Source organism: Microcoleus sp. POL10_C6 (assembly GCF_036701585.1).
In the GTDB taxonomy this organism is placed as follows: Bacteria; Cyanobacteriota; Cyanobacteriia; order Cyanobacteriales; family Microcoleaceae; genus Microcoleus.
The window spans coordinates 73,943-85,866 of record NZ_JAUBRB010000030.1; the positions used below are offsets into that span (position 1 = coordinate 73,943).

Consider the following 11,924-nt stretch of genomic DNA (forward strand, 5'->3'; position numbering starts at 1 on the left):
CGAGTGGCACCGATACAAGCGGTACAAGCGGTACGAGTGGCACCGATACAAGCGGTACAAGCGGTACGAGTGGCACGGGTACAACGGGTACAAGCGGTACAACTGGTACGACCGGCACCGGCACAAGCGGTACAACCGATACCACTGGCACGGGTACAACGGGTACAAGCGGTACAACTGGTACGACCGGCACCGGCACAAGCGGTACAACCGATACGACTGGCACGGGTACAACGGGTACAAGCGGTACAACCGGTACGACTGGCACGGGTACAAGCGGTACAACCGATACGACTGGCACTGGTACAACAGGTACAACCGATACGACTGGCACTGGTACAACAGGTACAACTGGTACGACATCGACGCCGGCTGATACTAATTCTGGAGTTTTGAGTGCTCGGCGCGATAGCCCCAACAATTTCGGGTGGCTGGGTGCCTTGGGCGCGTTTGGTTTGATCAACTTGTTTCGGAAAGGCAGTACGCCATCCCATCGCTAGTTTGGGGGGATTCCCTACGGGATAGCTTCGCTTGACGTACTTTTGAAAACAACTTAGAGGCTTAGAAATTCATGACTTCACTCAATCGCAAAAGTTTGTTCAAAAAATTGGTAACAGTTGCCGGAATTGCCGGCGTTAGTTCCTTGATAGCTGTGCCGGGATTCGCAGAATTAAACCGCCAGACTCACGGCTTCAACCAGTCGGGCGATCGGGTTTTTGAGCTTGCTGATAGCGACTTAAACGATCCTAATTCTCCGGGACCTTCTGTTACAGATCCTAACAACAACAATCCTGGCGGTTCTCCCAACACTCCAAATACCCCCACCAACAACACTCCCGGCCGTTCTCCCAACACTCCAAATACCCCCACCAACAACACTCCCGGCCGTTCTCCAAATAGCCCCATCAACAACACTCCCAGCCGTTCTCCCAACACTCCAACAGGTGGCGAAACTTCGCCTAATTCTCTCAGCAGCCAAGACAGAAACTTTGTCATGCAAGCAGGTCAAATTGGTATGCTGGAAGTGGAACTCGGCAGATTGGCAGTGCAGCGCGGTTCTAGTGCAGGTGTGAAACAATACGGGCAAGAAATGGTTGAGGAACACACCCAGGCTAATCAAGAACTGATGCAGGTAGCAATGCAAAAAGGCGTAAAACTGCCAACCGAAATGAGCAGCCAGAACACAGCTTTGATGGATCGACTTTCGGGACTCTCCGGTACAAGTTTTGACACCGCTTACAAGCAGGCTATGATCGACAGCCACACTCAGGCTATTGCTTTGTTTCAGGCTCAATCTCAACAGGGACAAGATCCAGACTTGAAGGCTTGGGCCACCCAAAAGTTGCCGAACCTTCAGGCGCACTTGCAAATGGTTAACCAAATGTTGGCAGATACCAGCCAGCCCAAATAGGAGGTAGAGGAGGTAGAGTGCGATCGGCTTTTATGCGATCGGACTCTACCTTTTGTGCTCGGAGAGGGAACAGTAATAAATTCTTTTAAACCCTATAATTTTTGAGAAAAATGGAAGATTTTCTCCGCAACTTGTTGGGCAACAATATTACATCAACCTGGCTGTTATTAATCGTATGGTTTTGCTGGATTGCTTACATACCCGGTCGCCTGAAAAATTAAAAATTATCAATTAAAACTTCAAAATTAAGTACGTAGGCGCAAATAAACCTTACCGTGCAACCAACCTATTGGAGGGTGCCTCAAGCCTCAGATTTTCTACGATATTTCATGCCATATCTCATGACGCACCCTACAACAGAGTCTAAATTAATCATTTTTTAACAGATAGGCGTTCGATCGCCCGATCGCGAAAACAAGCAAGTGCGATCGGGCGATTTATTCAAACAACACCAAATTAATTAGTCCTCAGTGTCCACAAAAACAGTCACAGCCGCCACAGCGATTAGCATTTCATCATTTTTATCATTCAGAGAGGCGATCGCCCTTCCTGGGACAATCATGCCTCCTTGCTCCACAATCAGAGTTTTGCTGCCAAAAGGCAGCACCGCCAACACCTCCTCGGCGCGCACTTGTTCCGGGTAAGGAACAGCCACCTTTACCTCAACAATCATCTGATTGGGGTCAGTCAAACCCGCCACTTCCCAGACCCCCAGCAAAGCATTATGGGCGATCGCATTTCGTACAGCCCTTGCACAGGCTACAGTCGGTTCCTGCCCGTGCTGGTCTATACCCATCCCCATTTCAATAATGAAACATTTACGTGCCATAGTTGCCCCTTGCTTGATTTTTGTTTGTAATCTATCGCACTTTTTCCCAAAACAATTATCAACCAAACTGACCGCTCTTGATATTATTTTATAAATCGATATCACAACAAAAGAATAATACCAGTCTTAAACAACAATCCAACTGTAGGCGAGCTTCAAACCCTTATGAAATCAGTCCTTCTCAATCTCAAATCTCAAATGGTATAACTTATGGTAATATAACCAAATTCAGCTTTCCTCGCGGACTGCCCAACTCATCGCCAGCTTGAATCATGGATAGTTTTCTACCAATTGCCTACTTTCAAAACCAATTTCTCCCCTTTACCGACGCCAAAATTTCCATAGCAACCCACGCACTGCACTACGGAACCGGAGTTTTAGGCGGGTTGCGGGGAATTCCCGACCCCCAAAATGCCGATCGAATATTGCTATTTAGATTAGACCGTCACTGTCAAAGATTAAGTCAAAGTGCCAGCTTCCTCCACTGCGATTTACCCGCCAGCAAAATCCAACAAATAATTATTGATTTTGTCCAAAAAAACAAACCCACAAAATCATTTTATATCCGCCCTTTTATCTACACATCCAGTTTAGGAATTGCCCCCAGACTGCACAACGTAGACACAGACTTTTTTGTCTACGGATTAGAACTTTCCGACTATTTGCCCAAAGAAGGAGTCAACTGTAGAATTAGCTCTTGGTATCGCCAAGAAGACCGCAGTTTGCCCTTAAGAGGTAAAATTAGCGGCGCTTACATCACCTCAGCTTTAGCTAAAACAGAAGCAGTACAATCCGGCTTCGACGAAGCTATTATGATGAATACTCAGGGAAAAGTCAGCGAAGCTTCAGGAATGAACATATTTGTCGCCAGAAACGGTAAATTAGTTACTCCGGGTTTCGAGCAAGATATTCTCGAAGGAATTACCAGAGACAGCGTTATAACTATCGCCAGAGACTTAGGAATTGAAGTCATAGAAAGACCCGTTGATAGATCGGAACTGTTGATTGCAGACGAAATTTTTCTCTGCGGAACCGCAGCCAAAATTACGCCAATTAACAGAGTAGAAAACTATCAATTGCCCCCAAATCGACCCATCACCGAAAAGATTTTGGACAAACTAACCGGGATTATCGAAAATCGCGACAGCAATTATAAAGACTGGGTATTTCCGATTGATCTTAATTAACCGAAAATACCTGTGCTCGTAGAAGCGAGTTTACTCGTTACCAGGCTCTGCCTGGTAAAGCAAATCAGGAGGCTCTGCCTCCACATTTTATCTGTTCTAGGGCTGCCACGAAGTAGACGCATGAAAAACCCGGTTTCTGGGCCCCCGTGCGTAATTCCTATTTTACTTGTCACTCGTTACCAGGCTCTGCCTGGTAAAGCAGATCAGGAGGCTGTGCCTCCACATTTCATGGCAGCCTTTCGAGGCAGAGCCTCTGGATATAGGTTCCCCGGTAGAGCCTAAGAACCAGTTGTTGTGGAGCAGGCATCTTGCCGGCTTCCTGCTAGGAACTACCCGCACAAAACAGCCGCGTGATGCCGAATGTGATCTTCCATAAAAGTAGCTATAAAATAATAGCTATGATCGTAACCTTCCTGCATCCTTAAAGTTAGTGGCTGTCCCGCTTTTGCACAAGCCTCCGCGAACACTTCCGGCAACAACTGCCCGTCAGCCAGATACGAGTCAGCAGTGCCGCAGTCAATCAGAATCGGAGAGTTGTATTGCGCCTCAAGCACCAATTCGCTAGCATCCCAAGCCTTCCAGAGTTCTTTGTCGCCACCGAGGTAGTACCCGAATATTTTTTGTCCCCAAGGGCAGCGCATTGGCGCGGAAATAGGCGCAAAAGCGGAAACTGAAAGATAGCGAGAGCCATTTTTCAAAGCACAAATTAAAGCCCCGTGTCCGCCCATCGAATGACCGAAAATTCCCTGTTTTTCCGGTATCGCTGGAAAATTTTCGGCGATTAAATTCGGCAATTCATCAACGACATAACTGTACATTCGATAGTGAGCATTCCAAGGTGCGGCTGTCGCATCAACATAAAAACCCGCACCACTTCCTAAATCCCAATCGTCATCTTCGCCGGGGATGCCTGTATTGCGTGGACTGGTGTCGGGCGTAACCAGCATTAACCCGTATTTTGCCGCAAATTGTTGCGCCCCCGCTTTTGCCATAAAGTTCTCTTCTGTGCAGGTTAAGCCTGATAGAAAATACAAAACTGGTACGGGTTGAGATAAAGCTTGCGGCGGCTGGTAAACTGCAAATTTCATCTCGCTGTTGCAAGCGGAGGATTGATGGCTGTAAAAGCCGAGTTTGCCACCGAAACATTTCTGTTCTTTTTGCAGTTTAAGGGATTCTGATATCATGTTAATTCTATTTCATTTTTGAATTAGATTTTTTTTTACCGCAGAGGGCGCAGAGGAAGAGAGAAGAGAGAAAGATTTTTGTTCAAAATGTCAAAACTGTGCGAATTGATTCACCTTTGTGCATCAATTCAAAGGCTTCATTGATTTTGTCGATGGGCATTACCTGAGTTACCAGACTGTCAATATCAATTTTACCGTCCATGTACCAATCAACAATCTTAGGAACATCAGTTCTGCCTTTCGCGCCGCCAAAAGCCGTCCCTTTCCAAACCCTACCAGTTACTAGCTGAAACGGGCGGGTGCTAATTTCTTGACCGGCTCCCGCTACCCCAACAATTACGCTCACACCCCAACCTTTGTGGCAGCATTCTAAAGCTTGGCGCATCACATTAATGTTGCCGATACATTCAAAACTGTAATCAGCTCCACCTTTGGTTAAATCTACTAAATAAGGCACTAAATCGCCTTCCACTTCGCGAGGATTGACAAAGTGAGTCATGCCGAATTTTTCCGCCATCTCTCGCTTGTCGGGATTCAAGTCTACGCCGACAATCATGTTAGCTCCCACCATGCGAGCCGCTTGAATTACATTTAAGCCCACGCCGCCTAAACCGAAAACTACCACATTAGAACCAGGCTCTACTTTCGCAGTATTTATGACAGCGCCGATGCCAGTTGTTACGCCGCAGCCGATCAAACAAACTTTATCAAAAGGAGCGTCATCGCGAATTTTTGCTACTGCAATTTCCGGCAATACTGTATAATTAGCAAAGGTAGAAGTTCCCATGTAATGGTAAAGTTTCTGCCCGTCTATGGAAAACCTGCTGGTGCCGTCGGGCATCACTCCCTGGCCTTGAGTCACGCGAATTGCTTGACAGAGATTGGTTTTGCGGCTCAAACAATATTCGCAGTTGCGGCATTCGGGAATGTAGAGAGGAATTACCCGATCGCCCACTTTGACACTCGTTACTCCCGGCCCCACTTCTGCGACAATCCCGGCTCCCTCGTGGCCTAAGATAGCTGGAAACAAGCCTTCTGGATCGGCACCGGAAAGAGTATAAGCATCAGTGTGACAAACACCCGTGGCTTTAATTTCCACCAGCACCTCTCCAGCCCGCGGCCCATCTAGATCAACCGTTTCAATGCTCAAAGGTTGGCCGGCACTGCGAGCAACTGCTGCTTTTACTTTCATGCTTTCTCCCTGCGATCGATTTGTCAATTCACCTGTCAATATGTATTGTATTACTTAATGTCAAACTTGGAGCAAATCTATGACAAAATTAATTGTAATTACCGGAGTCAGTCGCGGTCTCGGTCTTGCCATGACCGAAAAATTTATTGAATTAGGACATACAGTTGTGGGATGCGCCCGTTCTTCCGAAGCGGTGGAAGCACTCAACAAAAAATATAGTGCGCCCCATCATTTTACTTGTTTGGATGTCACCAGCGACGAGCAAGTAAAAGCTTGGGCAACAGAAATTTTGGCAAAAAATGAGCCGCCAGATTTGCTAATTAATAATGCAGGTGTAGCTAATCATCTCGCCCCTCTTTGGAGGGTCAGCAACGAAGAATTTTCCCAGGTAATTGATGTTAATATTAAAGGTACGGCTAATGTAATTCGTCACTTTGTCCCGGCAATGATTGCTCGAACAAGCGGGATAATTGTCAACTTTAGTTCGGGTTGGGGAAGGTCAACTTCGCCGGAAGTCGCTCCCTATTGCGCTTCCAAGTGGGCAATAGAAGGACTTACCCGATCGCTCGCTCAAGAATTGCCCGCAGGTATGGCAGCAGTTCCTTTAAATCCGGGGATAATTCACACCGATATGCTGGACATTTGTTTCGGAGAAGATGCGGCAAATTACCCGTCAGTCAAAGCCTGGGTGCAAAAAGCAGTTCCTTTTTTACTAAAATTAAAACCTTCCGATAACGGAATGCCAATGACAGTTCCTGGATAATACAGCAACCCTGGCAGGATTTACGCACATCTCTCTTTTCTTCTCCTCTGCGCCCTCTGCGCTCTCTGCGGTTCATTAAAAAAAATTCAAAAATGAAATAAAATTGCTATATTCCCAAATCAAAACTCTTTCCCCAAATAGCAACTGTGAACTTGCCGCTAACCTCCCCCTCGCAAACCGAAACTCGCAAAGCAGACCACCTGCGGATTTGCCTCGAAGAAGACGTACAATTTCGCAAAACTACCAGCGGCCTCGAACGCTACCGTTTTGAACACTGCTGTTTGCCAGAACTCGATCGCACTGAAATTGATTTAACCTCCACATTTCTCGGCAAAAAACTAGCCGTTCCTTTGCTAATTTCCTCAATGACCGGCGGCACAGAATTAGCCCAGACAATCAATTATCGCCTCGCCGATGTCGCTCAAGAATACAAACTAGCAATGGGAGTCGGTTCCCAGCGAATCGTCGTAGAAAATCCTCAATTAGCTCCTACATTTGCCGTCCGTCGCCGTGCTCCAGATATTCTGTTATTTGCCAATATCGGAGCAGTTCAATTAAACTACAATTACGGTTTGGAAGAATGCCAAAAAATTGTTGATATTCTCGAAGCAGATGCTCTAATTTTGCACCTCAATCCGCTGCAAGAGTGCGTTCAAACCGAAGGCGATACTAACTTTAAAGGACTGCTAGATAAAATTGCCACATTGTGCGCTAAATTACCAGTACCAGTTATAGCTAAAGAAGTGGGCAACGGTATTTCAGGAAAGATGGCAAAGAAATTGCTCGCTGCCGGGGTAGGTGCGATCGACATTGCCGGAGCCGGAGGTACTTCTTGGGCGAAAATAGAAGGAGAGCGAGCTAAAGATGGGAAGCAGCGCAGGTTGGGCGCAACCTTTGCCGACTGGGGAATACCGACAGCCGAGTGCATTGTCAGCACCCGCGCCGTAGCACCGGATGTTCCTCTGATTGCCTCTGGAGGCTTGCAGAATGGGTTGGATGCAGCGAAGGCTATAGCCCTTGGCGCGGATATTGCGGGACTGGCGCGACCGTTTTTACAAGCTGCTGCGGAATCGGAATCAGCCGCAGGCGTTCTAGCTGAGGCTTTAATTGCAGAAATCGCCACCGTGATGTTCTGTACGGGCTGCGGTAATTTGGGTGAGTTAAAACATTCTGGGGTTTTGGAAAGGTTAAGATAAAAGAGAGTCAGCAGTCAAAAGTCATTAGTCAGCAGTCAAAAGTCATTAGCTAATAACTACGACAGGAAATAATTGTTTAGTCCTAGTTGCAGGAATTACCCATAATATCGTTTGCGCTGGCATCGGAATAATATTTTTTCGAGTGCAGTGCGAGCGACCAGCTCCCACGCTCGGTATTATTCCGTTCTAACCGGATTTGCTATAACTAATGACTAATGACTATTGACTATTGACTAATAACTAATTACCAATTATCTAATGAAAGATTTCCTAAAATATACCTGTGCAAGTTTACTGGGAACCTTCCTAGGAATGTTGCTGCTGGGCAGCATCGGATTGGGGGGACTGGTACTACTAATTGCTATGGCGGCATCGTCGTCTAAAGATTCAGGCCCGCAAGTCAAAGATAAGTCTGTATTGGTATTAGACCTTTCTTTAAATATCACCGACAGCAAACCGAGCCGTAGCACTAGCGCGGCGATTGAAGAAGTGCTTTCGGAAGATTCCGGCGATACAGTGACGCTGCGGACTGTTTTAGACACGATCGAATATGCGAAAAAAGACCCGAAAATCGTTGGCATTTATCTCGAAGGTAGCTCGGATTCGAGCAGCAGCGGGTTTGCCAATCTCAAAGAAGTTCGATCGGCCTTGCAGCGTTTCCGAGATGCCAAAAAACCCATTTTTGCTTACCAGATGGACTGGAATGAGCGAGATTATTACCTCGGTTCTGTTGCTAATACAATTGCCGTCAACCCTTACGGCGCTTTGGAAATCAACGGTTTTAGCAGTCAGGGAATGTTTTTCACGGGTGCTTTGGAAAAATACGGCGTGGGAGTGCAAGTGACTCGCGTCGGCAAATACAAGTCAGCCGTTGAGCCGTTTTTGCTCACAAAAATGAGTCCCGAAAATCGCCAGCAAACTCAAAAGTTGCTCGGAGATATGTGGGGAGAATACCTGAAAACTGTCGCTCCGAGCCGCAAAGTGACTGTTCCGCAACTGCAAGCGCTTGCAGATAAGGGCGGAACTTTGATGGCTGACGAAGCTCTCAAAAACAAGTTAGTTGATAAAGTTGTATACTTTGACGAAATATCGACCGAACTCAAAAAACTCACAGGAACCGATCGCGAAAACAAATCTTTCAAGCAAATTAGTTTGAAAAACTACGCAAGAGTTGCTGAGGATAAAAACTCAACTCGCGCTAACAAGAAAAACCAAATTGCTATACTTTACGCTGAAGGAGAGATTGTAGACGGCGAAGGGGGCCCGACTGAAGTAGGAGGCGATCGCATCGCTAAAGAAATGCGGAAAATCCGAGAAGATGACGACGTAAAAGCAGTGGTTTTGCGGGTCAACAGTCCTGGAGGCAGCGCGACGGCGGCCGAAGTCATTGGACGCGAAGTGATGCTGACGGGGAAAAAGAAACCTGTTATCGTTTCGATGGGCAATTTAGCAGCATCTGGTGGCTATTGGATTGCGATGGGTTCCAGCCGCATTTTTGCCGAACCCAGTACGATTACCGGTTCGATCGGCGTTTTTGGAATGTTGCTCAACGTCGAAAAGTTGGCTGCTAACAACGGCCTAACTTGGGACGTGGTGAAAACCGCCCGCTTTGCGGATACTAACACGGTTTCCCGTCCGAAAAATCCTCAAGAATTGGCGAATATTCAGAGGGTAGTCGATCGCATTTACGATCGATTTATTACTAAAGTCGCCGACTCCCGCAAACTGCCGAAAAACAAGGTACAAGAAATTGCTCAAGGCAGAGTGTGGTCTGGTACGGCTGCGAAACAGTTGGGTTTGGTCGATGAAATTGGCGGCCTTGAAGATGCTGTGAGAGAAGCTGCTAAGCAAGCTAAACTCGGCGACGATTGGAAGTTGGAAGAATATCCAAAACGCCGCACTTTGGAGGAGCGAATTTTGGAAAGAATTTCCGGCGTTCACGTGTTGCAACGAGCCGCCAAACTCGACCCGCTAACGGCGGAATTTAAGAAAATGCAAGATGACTTGGCTGTGATCAAGTCTATGAACGACCCGCAGGGGATTTATGTTCGCTTGCCTTTCAACTTGCGGATTGATTAATTAATTGATGATACCAAATCCGGGATTTTTACCTGTTTATTCTTCAGTCCCCCTCTGTTCGGACGAAAGTTTGGCTCTGGAACCGTTGTAAGCGCTGAGTCTGATAGGGGTTTTTAACCCGGATTTGGTAAAAGTAGGCTGACGCACCTACAAACAACTGAAAAACCCGGTTTCTTGAAGAAACCGGGTTTATGAATACCTTAAAAGTCGATCGACTGGGAATTGGCAATATTTGTTATGCAGCACGCTGAGTTAACAATCCCCAGATGAATAGTAAAACGATCGCGCCTACGACTGCAAAAGCTATGCTGGGTAAAGTCAATGCTCCGAAGGATGCTCCCCCGCTCGTCCCCAGTAAGACTTGACCTAGATAACCTCCCACTAGCGCGCCCAAAATTCCTAAACCTGTTGTTGCCAGAAAACCGCCGCCTTGACTTCCCGGATAAATGGCTTTGGCGATCGCACCGGCAATCAGTCCTAAAACGATCCAAGCAATAATTCCCATTTCTCTTTCTCCTGAATACTTAAACTTTTCTTGTGCCTTGTCTTATGTTCTTAGAATAACAACCCCTATCCCGCTCTTACCTCTACCGCAGGGATGAACCGGAAGTGGTAGGATTTCTCATTAATCGTCCGAGTTTGAGGCTTTTTAATATCTCAAAAGAGTTAACCCACTTTTTCGAGGGAAGAAAGGTACTTATGCTCAAAGCAAAAAGGAAATAGGAGAATTTTTTCTGGGACTTTTTGTGTTTTACTGGTAAAAAAATTACAATAATTTTGTGAAATGAGGAAAGTTTGCGCCCGATGGATCTGACTCTGTGCATGATTGTGAAGAATGAAGAGGCAACACTGTCGCGGACTTTGGACAGCGTTAAGGGTGTTGTTGACGAAATGGTTGTGGTGGATACGGGATCGGGCGATCGCACCCGTGAAATTGCCAGAGAATCCGGGGCGAGGGTTTATGACTTTGAATGGTGCGACGACTTCGCAGCGGCGCGCAATGAGTGCCTGAAGCACGCCCAGGGCGACTGGATTTTGGTGTTGGATGCCGATGAGGTTTTGGTACCGGAGATTGTGCCTCAAATTAAGCAGGCAATTGCGAGCGATCGGCTGCTGCTAATCAATCTCATCCGCCAAGAAATCGGTGCCTCTCAATCTCCCTATTCCCTAGTGTCGCGCTTGTTTCGCAATCGCCTCGATATCCGCTTTTCTCGCCCCTACCACGCAATGGTAGACGACAGCGTGGCTGAGATTTTGCAGAGGGAACCACAATGGAAAATAGTTTCTCTCCCCGATGTGGCGATTTGGCACTCTGGTTATCAAAAAGATGCGATCGCCGCAAAAAGTAAATTCCAAAAAGCTCAAGCAGCAATGGAACGCTATATCGCTTATTATCCAAACGATGCTTATGCTTGTAGCAAATTAGGTGCGCTGTATGTAGAAAGCGGGCAAATCGGGCGGGGAATTAATTTATTGACCAAAGGCTTGACTGCCGAGGCCATTAATGATTCTATTGTTTACGAACTGAACTATCATTTGGGAATTGCTTATCGCCAGCAGCAGCAATTTGTTAAAGCAAAAGAACACTATCAAGCGGCAATTAATACAGATGTGATCCCGGCGCTCAAGTTGGGCGCTTACAATAATTTGGGCAATTTGTTCAAAGAGGAAGGAGATTTGAAATCTGCTGAAAAAGCTTACAAAGCAGCTTTAAAAATTGACCCTAATTTTGGAGTAGGTCACTACAATTTGGGACTGACGCTGAAGGCAGCCGGAAATTTAGCAGATGCCATCGCCTATTACAGACAAGCGATTAAAATCGATCCAGAACACGCGGAAGCTCATCAAAACTTGGCAGTAGCCTTGCTGAAAATTGGCAAAATGCCAGAGAGTTTAGCAGAATTCAAAAGAGCGATCGCCCTTCACGAACAGCGCCGCCCATTTGAAGCAGAACGCCTGCGCCGGGGACTGCAAGAAATGGGTTTACTTTAAACTTGCATATCTACTAGACCTCTTGCAAAAAAGATATATGTTATAATCAGAAGTTTTAAATTTAGCCCCCTAGAGCTAACTCATAATTGTA

10 protein-coding genes and 1 pseudogene are annotated in these 11,924 nt (G+C 46.6%); 7 read left to right on the forward strand and 4 right to left on the reverse strand.

The genetic code is table 11. The features are described from left to right. Nucleotides 1-500 (forward strand): annotated as a pseudogene (locus tag QUA34_RS17895) (hypothetical protein); the annotation flags it as partial. A 71-nt stretch (nt 501-571) separates the two neighbouring features. Beyond that, on the forward strand, nt 572-1,411 hold the full coding sequence (locus tag QUA34_RS17900; RefSeq protein WP_333388756.1) for a DUF4142 domain-containing protein: 840 nt from the start codon (nt 572-574) through the stop codon (nt 1,409-1,411). A gap of 460 nt (nt 1,412-1,871) precedes the next feature. Here the strand turns inward: QUA34_RS17900 and QUA34_RS17905 are convergent, their stop codons facing one another. Then, nucleotides 1,872-2,240: a Lin0512 family protein gene (locus tag QUA34_RS17905; RefSeq protein WP_333388759.1), complete on the reverse strand. Its 369-nt coding sequence runs from the start codon at nt 2,238-2,240 to the stop codon at nt 1,872-1,874. Between the two features lie 272 nt (nt 2,241-2,512). Between QUA34_RS17905 and QUA34_RS17910 the strand changes: the two genes are divergently transcribed. Then, nucleotides 2,513-3,427: a branched-chain amino acid transaminase gene (locus QUA34_RS17910; RefSeq protein ID WP_333388761.1), complete on the forward strand. Its 915-nt coding sequence runs from the start codon at nt 2,513-2,515 to the stop codon at nt 3,425-3,427. Nucleotides 3,428-3,756: 329 nt separating this feature from the next. Here QUA34_RS17910 and fghA read toward each other — a convergent pair whose 3' ends face one another. Together fghA and QUA34_RS17920 are read right to left on the reverse strand one after the other, a co-directional pair. Next, nucleotides 3,757-4,611 carry an S-formylglutathione hydrolase gene (fghA, locus tag QUA34_RS17915; protein ID WP_333388763.1) on the reverse strand — a complete coding sequence of 285 codons (855 nt, stop codon included), beginning with the start codon at nt 4,609-4,611 and terminating at the stop codon, nt 3,757-3,759. Between the two features lie 82 nt (nt 4,612-4,693). Beyond that, nucleotides 4,694-5,803 (reverse strand): S-(hydroxymethyl)glutathione dehydrogenase/class III alcohol dehydrogenase, encoded by a 1,110-nt coding sequence (locus tag QUA34_RS17920; RefSeq protein ID WP_333388766.1) that lies wholly within the window; start codon nt 5,801-5,803, stop codon nt 4,694-4,696. Between the two features lie 79 nt (nt 5,804-5,882). On the opposite strand from QUA34_RS17920, the gene QUA34_RS17925 reads away from it, so the two are divergent. The 3 genes from QUA34_RS17925 (at nt 5,883) to sppA (ending at nt 9,841) form a co-directional block, all read left to right on the forward strand. Beyond that, the gene (locus QUA34_RS17925; RefSeq protein ID WP_333388769.1) at nt 5,883-6,566 is read left to right on the forward strand and encodes an SDR family NAD(P)-dependent oxidoreductase; all 684 of its coding nucleotides are present in this window, start codon (nt 5,883-5,885) and stop codon (nt 6,564-6,566) included. Between the two features lie 146 nt (nt 6,567-6,712). Further along, complete coding sequence (gene fni, locus QUA34_RS17930) at nt 6,713-7,762, forward strand: type 2 isopentenyl-diphosphate Delta-isomerase (protein ID WP_333388772.1); 1,050 nt, start codon at nt 6,713-6,715, stop codon at nt 7,760-7,762. 258 nt (nt 7,763-8,020) lie between these two features. Further along, nucleotides 8,021-9,841 (forward strand): signal peptide peptidase SppA, encoded by a 1,821-nt coding sequence (sppA, locus tag QUA34_RS17935; RefSeq protein ID WP_333321751.1) that lies wholly within the window; start codon nt 8,021-8,023, stop codon nt 9,839-9,841. Between the two features lie 235 nt (nt 9,842-10,076). Here the strand turns inward: sppA and QUA34_RS17940 are convergent, their stop codons facing one another. After that, nucleotides 10,077-10,346: a GlsB/YeaQ/YmgE family stress response membrane protein gene (locus tag QUA34_RS17940; RefSeq protein WP_333128479.1), complete on the reverse strand. Its 270-nt coding sequence runs from the start codon at nt 10,344-10,346 to the stop codon at nt 10,077-10,079. Between the two features lie 299 nt (nt 10,347-10,645). Between QUA34_RS17940 and QUA34_RS17945 the strand changes: the two genes are divergently transcribed. Then, nucleotides 10,646-11,833 (forward strand): tetratricopeptide repeat protein, encoded by a 1,188-nt coding sequence (locus QUA34_RS17945; RefSeq protein WP_333388776.1) that lies wholly within the window; start codon nt 10,646-10,648, stop codon nt 11,831-11,833. The last annotated feature ends 91 nt before the right edge of the window (nt 11,834-11,924 follow it).